Below are 16,257 nucleotides of genomic sequence, written 5' to 3'. Positions count from 1 at the left end.
TCGAACAGAGCAACCGACGGCGTCTACACCGGAATGCACTCGATCCGGGCTCGCGACGGAAAGATGATGTGGTCGGTTCCCCTTCCGCCAGAGGCCGATCCGCGCAGGGCCATCGTCTCGAATGCCGGCAAAACGTGTCCTTCACGGCGCGTCGTACGGACGGATCTCACGGCGCAGCCCACTTGCCCTGAGCACCTGACGCTGCACTCCCGCCCGCACGGAATCCTCGGTGCCGATTACTCTCACATGGTTTCTGGCGCGAGTGATCGCCGTGTACAACAACTCCCGGGTCAGCAGTGACGACGCTTCGGCCGGCAGCATCACCGATACCGTGTCGTACTGACTGCCCTGGCTCCGGTGAATCGTCATCGCGTAGACGGTTTGGACTGACGAGAGCTGGCTCGGGTGAAGCAGAAACGCATCACTACCCCGCTGGAAGGCGGCAATAGGAACGCCATCCTCACGCTGCACGATCACCCCGGCGTCCCCGTTGTAGATCTTGGCCTCGTAGTCGTTGGCCGTCACCAACAGCGGCTGGCCCGGATACCACCGCGTCGGGTCCAGGAATTGCCCTGATGCCGTGCCGACCCACTCCATCGCTTGCTGCGCCCACCGCCCGACACCGTACGGTCCGTCACGATGGGCGCACAGAAGGCGGTGCGATTCCAGGCCTTTCAGTGCTCCGATCGCATCACCTTTCTCGGCCGACGCGGTAACCACCTCTGAACTCGCAACGATGTCGGCGCGCAGTGCGTCAACGTCCTCGGGAGAATGGAAGGAGACGGCGGGATCACCGCTGCGCAGGATACGCAGAACCTCAGCGGAATCTCCCGCTCGGACTGCCCTGGCCAGGAGTGCGATGGTTCCGTCGAAGCGGCGCCCACGGGAGAGTTGAATGATTCCGCCCCGCAGACGATCCTGCTCGTCCGCGCTCAGTGCCTCTTCGGATCCGGCGGCCGCGAGATCGTCACCCACCAACTGTGTCAGCGCCGGATTTCCACTGACTTCTACCGGGCGGGCGACAAGATCAGCAAGAACAGCGCCCGCGTCGACGGAGGTCAACTGATCGGGATCGCCGACGAGAAGTAGTCGGGCATCGGGGCGAACAGCCTCGAGCAGGCGCGCCATCAAGGTGAGCGAAACCATCGACGTCTCGTCGACGACGACCACGTCATAGGGAAGCCTGTTGGTGGCATTGTATTTGAAGCGGCTCGAACTCCCCCGCTGCCAACCGAGTAACCGGTGCAACGTCATGGCCGCGAGTTCTGAGGGAAGGCCAAGGCTCGCGGTCTGCTCACGAACGGACTCCTGCAGCCGTGCTGCAGCTTTACCCGTCGGCGCGGCCAGTCCGATCCGGGCGTTCGATCCCAGCTCTGCCGACAGAAGAGCGAGAATACGTGCGACCGTATGGGTCTTGCCGGTTCCGGGCCCACCGGCGATGACCGTGGTCCACTGTGTCGCGGCGAGAGCAGCGGCTATTCGTTGACGATCAGGGGCGGAGGTCGGCCCGTGCTCGTCGACGAACAACGAATCCAGGCGCGTTCGGACCGCTTTCAGGTCGGCGGGCGGCCACGTGGACGCACGCTCGTCGAGCACTCGCCGAATCGTCTGCTCCTGCAGAAAGTACCGATCGAGGTAGAGAAGCTCACCGTCGTCGGTGTCGACCAACCGGAGCGGTCTGAGAGGTCCGGCGTTGCCGCCGATCACCAGAGGGCTCAGCCGAAGGGCGGCAACGATCTCCGACGGTTCGGGCCACGGCAACGACGCAAGTTCGTCTTCCGTCGCGTTGTCGACGCTCACATCACGCATCCGTCGGAGATCGAGGCACACCGAACCTGATCGCACGGCCCGAACTGCCAACGCCGCGGCCAGCATCACTTCCTCGGAAGTTTCACCGCCAAGGCTGCACACCCGCGTCGCGACATGGACGTCAGCGGCAAGCAGAACCCCAGCTTCGTTGAAGATTCGCACGATCCCTTTGGCGCGCTGCGCCAATTGCGCCTCGGTCATCGGGCCTTCTCCCCTGCCGTGTTCGACGCATCGAGACCGGCCAGCAGATCCGATAGTTCAACCGTCAGCTGAGCAGGCGGTTTCCATTCGAATACACCACATCCCGGCGGACTGTCCGGGCCGAGCATCCCACGCACGAATTGATACTGCGCTCCTCCGAGATGGCGATGCGGATCGTAGTCGGGCAGTCGCCACCGCAGATACCGATGCAGCGCAACCGAATACAGCAAAGCCTGCAAGGGATAGTGCGAGCGCATCATCTCCGTCGCCATGAGTTCGCGCGTGTAGTTGGCAGCCGTCAGATCGCCGCGGCCGAGCCGGTTGGTCTTGTAGTCGACGATCACGAACGACGGGCCCGGGATCCGGAGGACGGCGTCGATACTGCCCGTCAGGAACCCGCGCATCGGTGACGACTCGACGCGGTCGAGATGGTCGGCGTAGGACGCAAGAATGTCGCCCGGGGGAAGGTGGCGCCTCAACAGTTCCGACACTCCGCGAAGTGTGACACTCATCGACACCGGATCGTCGCCACCGGCCAGTGGGAGTTCGAAATCGAGTTCGGGAAGGCGATCTTTCGGCGCGATCGTTGCCAAGGTTCCGAATCCCAGTGGAGTCTGCATCACCAGTAACAACGCATCCGCGAGTGCTTCGGAGTCGACCTCGGCCGCCCGAACCGAGACCGCCTCCGCGCAGCGCATACCGAGTTCCGCTCTCAGGTCTGAAGCAGCCGTGTCCACCACCTCGAGCACCTCGTGCACCAGCGTGCCGAATGCGGCGCCCGCCGGAAGTCCGTTCATCGGTGAAGGCAACGCTTCCAGCGGGGAAGAGGCGACGGTCCCGATATCTACGGAATCCTCCGGCTCGTCGTCCTTTTCGGGATCCTCGACCTCACTGTCGGTGGTCGTGACCGCGTGGTGAGCTCCGGCGGTGAGTGCCGAGTACGACGTACGACGCCACAGAGTGTCCAGGTCTCGATCGAAACGCGCCGCGGCCAGTTCGGACACGTCCGCGGCCGCCCTGGACCATTGGACAGGCGAGGGTGGATGCGGACCAACAGGTTCCACCGAGATCACGCCGGAAGCTGCTGCCGGCCAGGTTGCGAGACGTGCTGCGGTTGTACCGTCGTCGAGCACCTTGACTACCCGGGCGGGTTCGGCGATGCCGGGTGTACGTCCGAGCATCAACCGGTGCAGTGGCGAGCGCGAGGTCCCGTAGCTTGGTGCCCACCAGAGCACTAGTTGGCACTGCGCCCGGGTCAGCGCCACGTACAGCAGTCGTAGTTCTTCGCCCGCTTCTTCAGCCTCCGCAACAGTCTTTCTGGCGTTATACCCTGGGCCTTCCTGCCCACCGACGTCGAGGATGCGGCGTCCCTCCGGGCCGTGCAACAACTGCGTCGGCGAGTTGAAGCCGCCCACGCTCTCCCAACTGAACGGGACGTAGACGATCGGAAATTCGAGACCTTTGGTGGCGTGCACCGTTGCGATTTGCACTGCGGCAGCGTCACTGTCGAGGCGACGGCTTCGGTCGGTGGCACTCCCTGACGTCGGGTCCTTGATCCGATCGGAGAGCCAGCGAACCAATGCGCTCAACCCGAACGCTTCCTCAGTGGCGACGCGACCGAGAAGTTGTGCAACGTGCCGTAGATCGGTGAAATCTCGTTCGCCGGAAGGGGCCGCGAGTACACGTTTCTCCAGATTTGTTTCGGCGGAGATTCTTTCGAACACAGCCGCGAACCCGACGCGCGCGAACAGCCCGGAGTAGGAGCGCAGTTGACCTGCAAGTTCTGCGACGACGTTGTCGCCGTCCGCATCCAGTTCTTTGGAGGTGCGCCCGAAAATCGGTGAGAGGGCGGTCAACCGGACGCGATCAGACCGGTGCGGCTGCTCGATCGCCTGCAGCAGCCATAACCACTGCGTCGCACTGGGTGTTGCGAAAACACTGGACCCGCCAGTCAACACGGAAGGTACACCCACGGCATCGAGAGCATCGCGAATCATCGCCACGTGCTTGTGGGTGCGTACCAACACCGCGATGTCTCCCGGTTCGACCGGGCGTGGATTACCGTCGACTGCCAAGCGGGCATCGCTGCCCAGGAGACCGACCACGTCTGCTGCGACGTCGTCCGCGACGCGACTGCGAAGTCTGCCGACGGCCGGAAATCCTGAACGATTGAGCGGTCCGGCTCCGGTTCGCGGCAGATGGCGCACACGCATCGGCACCGGGCCGGACAACCGGGACTCCTTGTGGGAAGCCTCCACCGGATGCGCGACGATGCCCTCGTTACCGAGTGCGGCACCGCCGTAGAGGTGTTCGAGTGCCGCCAACAACCCTGGATCACTACGCCAATTGGTGGTCAGCTCCTGGTGTTCGTCCGCCTGATTGACCGCATCGAGATAACTCAGGACTTCTGCCCCGCGGAACGCATAGATAGCTTGTTTGGGGTCACCGACCAGGACCAAGGTGGTGTGCCCGTGGAAGGCCAACCGCAGAATGTCCCACTGCAAGGGATCGGTGTCCTGGAACTCGTCGATCAGCACGACCTTGAATTTCTCGCGCACCCGACGGCACGCGACGGGGCCGTGCTCCGGATCCGTCAATACGCCGTGCAACAGCGTCAAGAGATCGTTGAAGTCGCGAATTCCTTTGGTCCGCTTACGTCGTTCGACCTCGACACGAGCAGCAGCCGCGAACAGAACTCGCTGGCCGGGTGCGGTCTCCTCCTCGCCATCGGGTTCGAGAATTGCCTGGCCATCGCCGACCGCGCTTCGCGCAATGGCCAGCGCGTCCTTCGTGGAAAACGGCGGAGACGAGTCCGTCCGGCTGTAGCGGCCGAGGTACAAATCCGAGACGACCTCACTGATCAGGTCGTCGACCGATTCCACAAAACTTGTGTCCGGCTCACGTTCCCCGGCGATGCCGAGTCCGTCGAGCATCCGTTGGCAGAAACTGTGGGTGGTCGTGATGGTGCCGGCGTCGAACTCCGCGAGGGCACGCAGGAGTCGACGACGCCGCACGCCGATCTCCTCGTCGTCAGCTGTGGCGAGGTATGCCACCAGATCATCTTCCGACCGCCGTGCCGCCTCTGGGTCAACCAGTGCTGCGGACACTCCGGCGAATCTCTCCCTGGCACGCTCACGAAGTTCTTGAGTGGCAGCCCTACTGAATGTCACCAGCAGAACTTGCGAAATGTCAGCGAGGCCTTCGGCAACACAACGGGTCGCGAGTCCGACGATCGCGTAGGTCTTGCCTGTTCCGGCACTGGCCTCCAACACCGTGGTGCCGGTAGGCAGTGGCCCCAAAAGGTCGAAGTCCACGGGTTACTCCGCTCTTTCGTTGGCCAGCAGCGGATCCCAGAGTCGTCGGGCGAGAACTCCGAACCGAGTTGGTTCCTCGGCCCAGACGACTTCGTCGTCCGACGGCGGATCCGCAGCCAACTCCGCCAGTGTTCGAGCTTCTCCGAAAACGTAAGCGTTGCTTGGATCGATCATCTCGCCGTACTGCCCGGTCCACTGGGTGTCTGCACCGTTTGTCGCATCGTCGACCGACTCGCCACCAAAGCGTCGGCGCGCATATTCGGCTGAGGTAGCGGCCCACATCGGCAACGGACGCTGCAACCCCCGCTCGCGTAGGTCCACCAGTTGCTGCAGGATCTCGACCGAATTGCCTGGCGCATCGAGCACCGACCGTGCCGCTGCTATCTTTCCCCGACCCCGTCCGATGGAGACTGCATCGAGCGCACCGGGTCGTCCGTGTGCTTTCAAGGCGAGCAGGTTGATCCAGGCCGTCATCCGATGTTTAGGCGCCAGTGATGAATATGACGCTCGCACAACTGAATTGCCGTGCACACCGGTTACCGTTCCGGTGAGACGACGCCCGTCATCGAGGTCGATGTCGACGTCGACGGCCTCGGAGTCGCCGTCGAGGTGAGGCAATGCAAGACCGGCAAGTTGGTCTACCACCCACTCGACGTTGCCCAGAACCGTGGCGCCCAAGTTGTAGGGCGGCAAAGTACCGCGGCGCCACTCGGCTGCGCGGAAATCTGCGGAGCTGCGTCCAGCCAAGCGCGAGAGAAGCATTCGGTCACCCAGAGCCCAGGTGGACAGTGGATCGAGCTCGGTTGCCAGCGAATCCGCGATGTCGTCGTCGAGTTCCGGTACCCGGACGCCGAGGCGTTGGCGCAGAAAACCACGCGCGGGATGTACGAGGAAGTTCACCAGATCCGCGAGGTTCACTTCCTTGGTTTCTACCAGAGGCAACTCCGTCGACAAGACTGTCGGCAATTCGACGGGTGTTCCGGCGGCAGCCCTCGCACCGGCCAGCGCTGCCGTGTCGAAGCTGAACGGCTTGTCCGGTGAGAAGTTTCGATTGTCGAACGACTGCAACGGATGTCGTGTCAGCACTCCGTTCATCGCGTCGGAACCCACCGTCGCACTGAGTACGTCGAGGAGGCCGCTGAGGGGGATCGCCGGCGGTCTGACGACACCGGTGACCGGATCGGCACCGGTATACAACAGCAACAGGTGCTCACCCGCAGACATCACGGCATCGAGAAGCAGTTGCCTGTCTTCACTGCGCAGATCACGCTCCCCCACAACGGGATCACGGGACAAGATGTCGTCGCCGTCGACTCCACCAGTTCGGGGGAAGACCTCGTCGTCGAGCCCGATCAGCACGACGACGCGATGCGGCACCGAACGCATCGGAACCATCGTGCACACCGTCAGTTCGCCGGTTCGGAAATTGGCACGCGTAGGTCTGCCCGCGAGGCTGCGCGAGAGCATCGAGCGAACATCGGCCAGACGTAACACCGTCTCTCCGCCGAATTCGACAGCAGCTACCAACTCGCGGTGTGCCCCCGCGCTCTGCCAGGAATCGGCGGGCACTGTGTCGGTCAGCAGATCCAGAGCCCGCAGCAGCACGCGAAGCCATTCGGCCGGCGAATGCGGGCCGGCAAGATCGCGAAGCGAGACGGCCAGGCGATCGACGAACTCTGCGAAACGTCCACTCAGGTCGATGTCTGTGCCGTCCACGTCATCGAGTGGCAGCGCGAGATCCAACCAGGCATTTTCCGATTCGTCCGCGCTGACCCCCAACAAGATTCGGTCCATGGCGGTGTTGAAGGTGTTCTGCGGAAATGCGTCGAGACCGAACGTGGCACGCTGCCGACTACCGATTCCCCAGCGAGCACCCGCTTCCGTCGTCCATTCCCGCAGTCTTTCCAATTCGTCGTCACCCCACGAAAAACGTGTGCGGACGGGCTCGGTCGCGGCCAGGTCGAGGACCTCACTGGCTGTGGCCCTGCCGTCGGCCAATTCGAGGAGAGAGCCGAGAACGGCCAGGACAGGATTGGTCTGACGTAATCCGCGGTCTGCCAGCCTTACTCGAAGAAGATGCCCGGGGTGGCCATGGACGCCTTGCCCGAATGCAGCACGAACCAAGGGTGCGTACGTTTCGACGTCCGGGCACATCACGAGTACGTCACGCGGCTGCAATGTCGGGTCGTCCTCGAACAATCGGAGCAGACATTCGCGAAGCACCTCGACCTGCCGTGCCGGCCCGTGGCAAGCGTGGACCTGAACTGTCCCATCAGGTTCCGCTGAAACGCTGGGAGCACGATCTGCGATGACGTCGGCTTTGACCGTCGCCAGGAGGGATTTCGGGCCCGCTGGTTCAGGAAGATGCACCGACTCGAACTCGGCGGCGCCGAGGCTGATCTGAAGTTCACGAACGTCGCGAGCGAGACTCGACAGCAACGGATTGGCGGATATCAGGGCCGACCCGTCTTCCGAACGTCGGATCGCACTTTCACTTCGAGCTGGAATGCGCGAGCTCATCTTGTTCCACAACGCGGGGCTCGGATGCGGGAGCCAGACGTGCACGTCCCGATGCGCGCTCAGGGCGCTCAAGATCATTCGCTGATCGACCGGCAGACGTGTCGGCCCGAAGACCGACAGGCGTTCCGGTAGGTCGACCAAGGCCGGATCCTCGACCAGAGCGCGGCTCACCTGCCCCAATCGATCTGCGGGGCCCGGGAGGTCGATCCTGTCCGCGGCGATGCACCACAAACGTGCCTGCCACTCGAAATCCTCCGAGAGCGGTAACCCATGCCCGTCCGTCAACCGCCCGGCAGCCCAGTCGATCAGCATCTGCGGGCGTTGCGCGGCATAGCTGCGGAAGAGTTCGGTGACATGTGTGGCGGACGCAAACCGTCGACCCTCACGATGGCCTTCGAGATGCTTCGCCAGAACTCCGCACCAGGGCTCGCCCAGCGACTCGTCGATCACATCGAGAACCGTCCACACCAATCGCATCGGCGACCATGGATCGTCGTCTGCGGTGACACCACTGACCGCGGCCACGGACTCCGCGACCAGGCGCGCGGGTGAAGGAAACACGATGTTCGCAGAAATTCCGTCCTTTGCTGACAGTCCCGACGTGCCTAGCTGGGAGGACAGCCGCTGATTGAGCCAACGCTCGACGCCCTTGGCCGGCACCGCGACAGTTTCCCGGGCGAATGGATCCGACAACGGTGTACGGAGGAGCGTGGCCAACGCAGAGACCAACGTGTCCGAACGCTCGGCCCGGTACAACTTCAGCAATCTTCGCTCCCCTCACTACGTCCAGAGGTCCATCTCACCACGGCGCTGTGACAGACACGCCGAACCAGCCTCACGCAGCGGTGACGCGCAGGCAACATGACCGCAACCGGACGTTCGTACTGTGCGGGAATGACCAGTCCCGTCACCACACCTCGCCCCGCTGGAACCGGTCTCGACATCTCCGGCCTCGGCAAGACCTTCGAGATGGGACGTCGGTCGGTGACCGCGCTGACCGACGTGTCCCTCCAAACCAGCGAAGGCTCCTTTCTGTCTCTGCTCGGGCCGTCCGGTTGCGGGAAGTCCACCGTTCTCCGCATTCTTGCGGGCCTCGATACTCCGACGTCGGGAACGGCCCTTGTCAACGGGCAGTCCCCCGCCGAATTGCGCAAGCGTCGCGAACTCGGAATCGCGTTCCAGGATTCGGCTTTGCTGCCGTGGCGGACGGTGACCTCCAACATCAAACTGCCGCTTCAGGTGGCCGGCATCGATCCCGACCCCGACCAGATCGCCGACCTGATCGCGCTCGTCGGCCTCGAAGGATTCGAGAAGGCCAAGCCCGCTCAATTGTCAGGCGGTATGCGTCAGCGTGTGTCGATCGCACGATCACTCGTCGTCAAGCCGAGCGTCCTACTACTCGACGAGCCGTTCGGCGCGCTCGACGACATGACCAGACAACGGCTCAACATCGAATTGCTCAGAATCTGGACCGAGAAGCCGGCGACCACGTTGATGGTGACGCACGGAATCGCCGAAGCCGTGTTCCTCTCCGACGTCGTGGCCGTAATGACGCCGCGGCCCGGACGCGTCCTCGAAGTCGTGCCGATCGACCTGCCGCGCCCGCGGACACCCGAGATGATGCGGACACCCGAGTTCCACGAGATTCACGATTACCTCTCCGGACTACTCTTCGGAAAAGCAGGCGTCGCATGACAATTACCGATATCGAGAACGTCGCGACCGCTGCGGCGCAGCCATCTGTGCCGCGCCGGATCCGATTGAAGCGTCCGGCGTGGTTCGGCGGTGCAGTCGGCATCTGCGGACTGATCGCTCTCTGGTGGATTCTCTCGGCGGCCGGTGTTGCGGGAGGCACGATTCCGACGCCGTGGGTGGTTGTGTCGACGATGTTCGACGACGGTTGGTCGCTGTACGGACCCAATTTCACCGTCACGGCTTCCGGTGCGCTGCAGGGCTTTTTCTGGGGAAATCTGCTGGCGATCACGCTCGCCGTGCTTGTCGTTCTCATTCCGCCCATCGAGGGATTGGCCACGCAATTGGCAATCCTGAGCTACTGCACACCGCTGTTGGCGCTCGGCCCGATCATCCTGGTCGTCTTCGGCGGCCGGACCCCCACGATCTTTCTCGCCGCGATGTACTGCTTCTTCACCACGATGGTCGGCACGCTTGCGGGCCTGAGATCGGCAGACAAGACGAGCCTCGATCTAGTCGTCGCCTACGGCGGTGGACGTTGGCAGAAGTTCACCAAAGTTCAACTTGTGAGCGCACTTCCGAGCACCTTTGCCGCCCTCAAGATTGCTGCGCCCTCGGCCGTGCTGGGTGCAATTCTCGGTGAGTATCTCGGCGGGGTGGACAGCGGAATCGGCGTCGCACTCACGGCCGCTCAGACGTCGTACAACGTCCCGCGAACGTGGGGAATGGCCATCGCCGCCGCCTTGCTCGCCGGCCTGGGATACGCCGTCGTCGCAGCGATCGCCCGACTCGTCACGCCGTGGACGAGCGCTCCGGGAGCACAGAAATGACCGCGGTACGAGGAACATTGAGATTCCTCGCTCCGATTGCCATCGCCTCGGCGCTGTTGCTTGTCATCTGGGTGGTCTTCCTCAACGCCTTCCCCCAGGTGGGTCCGCGTGTAGGAAAGACGCCGGCCGACGTCTGGGAGTATCTGTTCTCCGGACCGAAATCCGCCGACGCTCGTTCGGGCATCGTCGACAACCTGTTCATCACTCTGCGCGACGCCGGTGTCGGTTTTGCCGTCGGACTGACTGCTGCGCTCGTGGTCGCATCCGTTTTTGTCGTTTCGCGCACTGTCGAACAGACTTTCATGCCCGTTGCGATGCTTCTACGATCTGTCCCTCTCGTTGCGATGACCCCGATCATCGTCCTGATATTCGGGCGCGGAATCGCGGGTGTGACGGTCATGGTTGCGATTGTGGTGTTCTTCCCTGCCCTTGTCATGATCATGGTCGGTCTGCGCGCCGCTCCGGCTCAGGCACAAGACCTCATTGCCGCGTACGGCGGGAGTCGTTGGACCGCATTGCGAATGGTGTCCGTACCGTCCGCACTTCCGGCGGTGTTTGCCGCCGCTAGGGTGTCAGTGCCCGGCGCTTTGATCGGAGCACTGATCGGCGAATGGCTCGGTAGCGGTCAAGGTTTGGGCTCGAGCATGATCAAAGCCATACCGCGCTACCAGTACAACGAACTGTGGGCATCGATCGTAGTGATCACCGTGGTGTCCATCATCCTCTACGCCGTGGTCGGGATCTTCGAAAACATCGCTCTGTCTCGTTTCGGTCCTTCGGCAGGCAAGTCGTGACATCTGTTAACACGACCTCAATAAACTCTGTCTCCCAAGCAAACTGAACGAAACCGACTGGCCCTAGTGTTCCGATTCATGACGCCATTCAAGCCCGTCCGCCAACTGGACCGCAGGGCCTTCTTCCGCTACTCCGCGCTGACCGGCATCGCAGTCGCCGGTAGTGCATCATTGCTCGCGTGCAGCAATGACTCCAGCAGTTCGAGTGGCGGAACCACGGACGACGGTTCCGAATTCGGAACAGTTGCAGTGCAGTTATCCTGGATCAAGAACATCGAGTTCGCCGGCGAGTACTTCGCTCTCGACAAGGGCTACTACAAGAATGCCGGCTTCGGAAATGTCGACCTGGTGGCAGGCGGCGCAGCCGGCACCGGCGTCGAAGCCGGCTTGGACACCGGCAAGGTGTGGATCGGAATGTCCGCACCGCAGCTCACAGCCCCCGCCGTGCTCGACGGACTGGAGGCAAAGATCGTCGGGGCGACATTCCAGAAGAACCCGTTTGTGATTGTCAGTTCCGCTGCGGCACCGATCAACTCACCACAGGACATGATCGGCAAGAAGATCGGCGTCCAGGATTCCAATCAGCTCGTCTTCGGAGCTCTCCTGGCAGCCAACGGCCTGACCGAAAGCCAGATGACGATCGTGCCCGCGCAGTTCGATCCGAGCCCCCTGGCAAACGGCGAGGTGGACGGCTGGGTCTCCTACGTGACCAACGAGCCGATCACACTGGCCGCCAAAGGTTTCCCCAACGCCCACTTCCTCTTCGCGGACTACAACCTGCCGTTGGTCGCCGAATCGTTCACGGTTCTCCAGTCCACCATCGACAACGAGAGAGACAAGCTCAAGGCATTTCTCAAGGCCGAGATCCAGGGATGGAAGGATGCGGTCGCCGATCCAGCAGAGTCGGCACGCCTAGCCGTCGAGGTCTACGGCAAGGACCAGAACCTGGAACTCGAAGAGCAGATCAAGGAAGCCACCGCACAGAACGATCTCGTGGTGTCGGCAGATACCAAAGCCAACGGGTTGTTCACGATGACACCCCAACTGATCGAACAGAACATCGCGGCACTGTCGAAAGCGGGACTGGAGATTACAGCGGACCAACTGTTCGACATGTCAATCCTAGAAGAGGTGTACGCCGAGAATCCGAGCCTGATCTGACCTCCACGTCAGCCGAAGATCGACCTGAGATTGGCATTGATCAACGTATTGAGCCGCTTTCGCATGCTGACAACATCCGGCTCAGACAGTATCGGATCGTCGAGGAAGAGCGTCCAACGCAGCATCGTGCTGTTTCCGATCGCCTCGATGTCGAATCGGATGACGGCGTCGGGGCGGTCCGGCCAGATCGACGACCAGATAACCAACTCCGGTTCTACAGCCCTGACGATCTCCGGTGCGATCTCGCTCTCGAGCAGTTCCAGCCAGTGCCGGGCGGGCTGGCGGTGCGGATCGATCAACTCTTCGAACATGAAGCGCGCAGGCGGCGGCTGGCTCCGGCGCCTCGTCGCGACTTGCTGCATGGCTCGAGCGTAACCGCCTACTAGTGGCATGCCAGTTCCTTCACCGTGCTGGATCCACGAAAACTGGGATAAACCGGGCACCGACGGAGGACACTCAGGAGCACATCCGTCTGGGAGGGCCGCTCATGCGTAAACGCCATCAAGTTCTGCTTGCAGTTTCCGCAGCGATCGGACTGTCGCTGACGCCGATCAATGCGTCGGCAACACCGAGCACGGGGGTGCACGGCGAAATTCTCGGGCAAGTGACTTTCGACGGCAAGGATTACGTCCTGCGCCAGATCACCATCGACCCCGGCGGTTCCACCGGTTGGCACTTCCATGACGGGACGCTCTACGCACTGATCGCGCAGGGCACGCTGAGCCACTACCGATCCGATTGCTCCGTCGACGGGATCTACAGCGCGGGAAATACATTGATCGAACCCAGCGGTTCGGACCATGTCCACATCGGAAACAACTCTCAGACAACACCACTGGTTCTCGAGGTCATTTACGTCAATCCGGCGGGGAGCCCCCTCTCTGAGGATGCTGCGCCTCCCAACTGCCAACTACCCGGCTGACGGCGCCGAAGCCGTAAACCGCACCGGCATCGATTCGAGTCCGGACACGAAGTTGGCGGCGCGTCGCTGCAACGGTGCGTCGGTGGCAAATGCCATGTCCGGCAGCCTGGCGAACAGTTGCTCGAACATGATCCGTCCCTCCAACCTGGCCAGCTGATTCCCCAGACAGAAGTGAGTTCCGAAGCCGAAGGCCACGTGCGGGTTCGGCGTGCGGCCGATATCGAACTGTTCGGCGTTCAGGAACACGGACTCGTCGAAATTTGCCGATTCGAAGAGCAGCAGCATCTTCTCTCCGGCCTTCAGCTGCGCACCGAAGAAATCGGTATCACGGGTCAGGGTTCGAGCCATGTTCTTGATGGGCGACGACCACCGCAGCATCTCCTCCATCGCCATAGGAATGGCATCGGAATCGTCGACCAGCGCGCGATGCTGGTCCGGATGGCGCAGCAACTGTTCCATGCCGCCGCTGAGCACGTGCCGTGTGGTCTCGTCACCGCCGATCAGGATCAGCAGGGATTCGTTGACGATTTCCTGATCGGAGAGGGCCTCGCCGTCGACCTCACTGTGAATCAACGTGCTCACCAAATCGTCGGCCGGGTCGCTCCTCCGCTCGGCGATGGTTCGCATCATGTACGCGGTGAAATCGACGTACGCAGCCATCATGGCCTGCAGTTGCTCCGGGGAAGCGTTGCTTCCCAATGCCTTCACCAGATCGTCCGACCACCGCAGAAACATCGCGCGTTCCTCCGGACGGACACCCAACATGTCGCCGATGACGGCCATGGGAAGCGGTGCTGCCAGGTCTGCGACGAAGTCGGCTTCTCCCTTTTCGCAGACGGCGTCGATCAGTTGATCGCAGATCTCCCGGATACGGCCGGCCTTGGCTTCGACCTTCTTACGTGTGAAACCCGCGTTGACCAGGCGTCGACGCGTGAGGTGCTGCGGGTCGTCCATGTCGATCATCTGCGGCAACGGACCCGTCTCGGGGCGGATGCCACCGGCATTGGAGAACAGTTCGGGATCCCGCTCGGCTGCGACGACGGCGTCGTAGCTCGCGGCCGCGGTGATGCTGTTGGCGTCGTCTCGGTACACGGGCTCGTGATCGCGCATCCAGGCGTACGCGTCGCGCACATTGCCGAGGTCTCCGCTGTAGAAGCGCCCGTCGATCAAATCGAAGGTCGGTCTGGTAGCCATCACTCCGCCTCTCACACAACCCTTGCCTCAATAAGTAGAACCTGTTCCTATATAGCGTGGGGCGTTTTCACCGAAGCCGAACCGGAAAACCTCCAGAATCAGCACGCGAGCCCGCCGGAGCAACGACCAGGAGACACGCATGGACGACGACACCGCCTCAGCGGGCATACCCACTTTCGCCGGCACATCGATACTGGTGACCGGCGGCGGTAGTGGCATCGGTCTGGGCATCGCGCGTTCGCTTGTTGCCTCCGGCGCTCACGTCACGATCTGCGGACGCACCAAGGAGAAACTTGATGCTGCCGCCGAATCGATCCGGCAGTCGAAGCCGGCAGGAACGGTCAGCGTCTGCCCTGCCGACGTCACGATCGAGTCAGACGTCGTCGCCGCTGTCGCCGCGGCGGTGTCCGTCACCGGAAAGCTCGACGGAGTCGTGGCCTGCGCCGGTGGGAACGAAACCATCGCACCGGTCACGCAACTCGACGTCGACGCGTGGCGCCGCACCGTCGACCTCAACGTCACGGGGACCATGCTGACGATCAAGCACGGCGCTCGGGCGCTGGTGGCAGGAGGCGGCGGATCCATCGTCGCGATCTCGTCGATCGCCAGCAGCAACACACATCGCTGGTTCGGCGCGTACGGCGTCTCGAAATCCGGCGTGGATCACCTGGTGCAGTTGGCAGCAGACGAACTGGGTGCCAGCAACATTCGTGTCAACGCGATCCGCCCGGGGCTGACCCGAACGGATCTGGTCGCGCTCATCACCGACGGTGGCCCCATCCTGGACGATTACCTGGCCAACACTCCGCTCGAACGCGTCGGCGAGGTCGAGGACGTCGCCGGACTCGCTTCCTTCCTCCTCGGACCTCAATCCACCTGGATCACCGGGCAGATCATCAACGTCGACGGAGGCCAAATGCTGCGCCGCGGACCGGATTTCCGCTCGATGCTCGAACCCGTCTACGGCTCCGACGGACTCCGCGGGGTGGTCGCGCCATGAGCTACACGATTCTGGGCAAGAAGGTCGAGATGCCCGTCGAAGTTCGCACCGCGTCCGCCTTCATGGCGCTGTACTCCGTACCCAGCGCAACCGCGCAGTCGATCATCGATTACACCGGCTTGACCGTGCTCCAGTACCGCCCCGGCCGGGCGCTGTGCGGCCTGGTTTTTGTCGACTACATCGACGGGGATCTGGGGCCGTACAACGAATTCGGAGTGACATACATGGTGCGCAGCCACACTGCGCCTCCCGAGACCTCGGTGCTGGGAGATCTACGTTCACTCGCTGCCGGAACTGCGGGGGCACTCATTCACGAGTTGCCGGTGGACGGCGAGTTCACCAAGGCCGCCGGCCGGGAGATCTGGGGATTCCCGAAGGTGCTCGCCGAGTTCGACACCGAGCACGTCGGCTCGGTCAAGCGCGGATCCGTCTCTCGCGACGGCAAACTCATCACACAGTTGAGTGTGAAATCCGGCGTCAGCGTGCCTGGCGGCGGAGCCAACATGTCATTGGCCGCGTACTCACATCTCGACGGCGCCACCAGGTGCACGTCGTGGGACATGGCACCGACCGGCGTCAAATCGCGCCCTGGTGGAGCAGAGGTTCAACTGGGCAGTCACCCGATGGCGGCAGAGCTTCGGAAACTTGGACTCCCCCGCCGGGCCCTGATGACCACGACCATCAAAAACCTGGCGATGACGTTCGGGGAGGCCACAACGATCTGAGTGTCGGCCGACGGCACCCCTTTCGGTCACGTGTGACTCGGGCTACACTCCTGGACGGTTGACCAACTCGCGTCAGACCGCCCGAAAGGACACTC

Annotated in this window: 12 protein-coding genes; 7 read left to right on the top strand and 5 right to left on the bottom strand. The window is 62.7% G+C overall.

The window, feature by feature from the left end; translation table 11 throughout:
• Window positions 1-141: 141 nt before the first annotated feature.
• From recD to recC, 3 genes are read right to left on the bottom strand one after another with little or no spacing between them, the layout of a single operon-like run.
• On the bottom strand, window positions 142-2,010 hold the full coding sequence (recD, locus tag ACSW29_RS05670; RefSeq protein WP_448276791.1) for an exodeoxyribonuclease V subunit alpha: 1,869 nt from the start codon (window positions 2,008-2,010) through the stop codon (window positions 142-144).
• Window positions 2,007-5,324 (bottom strand): UvrD-helicase domain-containing protein, encoded by a 3,318-nt coding sequence (locus tag ACSW29_RS05665; protein WP_448276790.1) that lies wholly within the window; start codon window positions 5,322-5,324, stop codon window positions 2,007-2,009. The genes recD and ACSW29_RS05665 overlap by 4 nt, the downstream gene beginning before the upstream one ends.
• A gap of 3 nt (window positions 5,325-5,327) precedes the next feature.
• Window positions 5,328-8,609, bottom strand: coding sequence for an exodeoxyribonuclease V subunit gamma (gene recC, locus ACSW29_RS05660; RefSeq protein ID WP_448276788.1), 3,282 nt, complete (start codon window positions 8,607-8,609; stop codon window positions 5,328-5,330).
• 96 nt (window positions 8,610-8,705) lie between these two features.
• Here recC and ACSW29_RS05655 point away from each other — a divergent pair, with 96 nt between their 5' ends.
• The 4 genes from ACSW29_RS05655 to ACSW29_RS05640 all read left to right on the top strand — a co-directional run bounded on the left by ACSW29_RS05655 (window position 8,706) and on the right by ACSW29_RS05640 (window position 12,321).
• A complete protein-coding gene (locus tag ACSW29_RS05655) occupies window positions 8,706-9,539 on the top strand; it encodes an ABC transporter ATP-binding protein (protein ID WP_020906250.1) in 834 nt (277 codons plus the stop codon).
• Window positions 9,536-10,366 (top strand): ABC transporter permease, encoded by an 831-nt coding sequence (locus tag ACSW29_RS05650; RefSeq protein ID WP_448276787.1) that lies wholly within the window; start codon window positions 9,536-9,538, stop codon window positions 10,364-10,366. Before ACSW29_RS05655 ends, ACSW29_RS05650 begins: the two co-directional genes overlap by 4 nt.
• On the top strand, window positions 10,363-11,160 hold the full coding sequence (locus ACSW29_RS05645; RefSeq protein WP_448276785.1) for an ABC transporter permease: 798 nt from the start codon (window positions 10,363-10,365) through the stop codon (window positions 11,158-11,160). Before ACSW29_RS05650 ends, ACSW29_RS05645 begins: the two co-directional genes overlap by 4 nt.
• Window positions 11,161-11,238: 78 nt before the next feature.
• Entirely contained in the window at window positions 11,239-12,321 is a 1,083-nt protein-coding gene (locus ACSW29_RS05640) for an ABC transporter substrate-binding protein (RefSeq protein WP_448276783.1), read from the top strand.
• Between the two features lie 8 nt (window positions 12,322-12,329).
• Here the strand turns inward: ACSW29_RS05640 and ACSW29_RS05635 are convergent, their stop codons facing one another.
• Window positions 12,330-12,713, bottom strand: coding sequence for a hypothetical protein (locus ACSW29_RS05635; RefSeq protein WP_448276781.1), 384 nt, complete (start codon window positions 12,711-12,713; stop codon window positions 12,330-12,332).
• 95 nt (window positions 12,714-12,808) lie between these two features.
• Between ACSW29_RS05635 and ACSW29_RS05630 the strand changes: the two genes are divergently transcribed.
• Entirely contained in the window at window positions 12,809-13,243 is a 435-nt protein-coding gene (locus ACSW29_RS05630; RefSeq protein ID WP_448276779.1) for a cupin, read from the top strand.
• On the opposite strand, the gene ACSW29_RS05625 is transcribed toward ACSW29_RS05630, so the two are convergent.
• The gene (locus ACSW29_RS05625; protein ID WP_448276778.1) at window positions 13,232-14,437 is read right to left on the bottom strand and encodes a cytochrome P450; all 1,206 of its coding nucleotides are present in this window, start codon (window positions 14,435-14,437) and stop codon (window positions 13,232-13,234) included. The genes ACSW29_RS05630 and ACSW29_RS05625 overlap by 12 nt on opposite strands.
• A gap of 139 nt (window positions 14,438-14,576) precedes the next feature.
• On the opposite strand from ACSW29_RS05625, the gene ACSW29_RS05620 reads away from it, so the two are divergent.
• Window positions 14,577-15,437 carry an SDR family oxidoreductase gene (locus tag ACSW29_RS05620; RefSeq protein WP_230814801.1) on the top strand — a complete coding sequence of 287 codons (861 nt, stop codon included), beginning with the start codon at window positions 14,577-14,579 and terminating at the stop codon, window positions 15,435-15,437.
• Window positions 15,434-16,162 carry an acetoacetate decarboxylase family protein gene (locus ACSW29_RS05615; RefSeq protein WP_007734116.1) on the top strand — a complete coding sequence of 243 codons (729 nt, stop codon included), beginning with the start codon at window positions 15,434-15,436 and terminating at the stop codon, window positions 16,160-16,162. Before ACSW29_RS05620 ends, ACSW29_RS05615 begins: the two co-directional genes overlap by 4 nt.
• Window positions 16,163-16,257: the final 95 nt, after the last annotated feature.

The sequence above is a fragment of the Rhodococcus sp. GB-02 genome (assembly GCF_053470465.1).
This window is presented reverse-complemented; position numbering and strand designations above follow the sequence as displayed.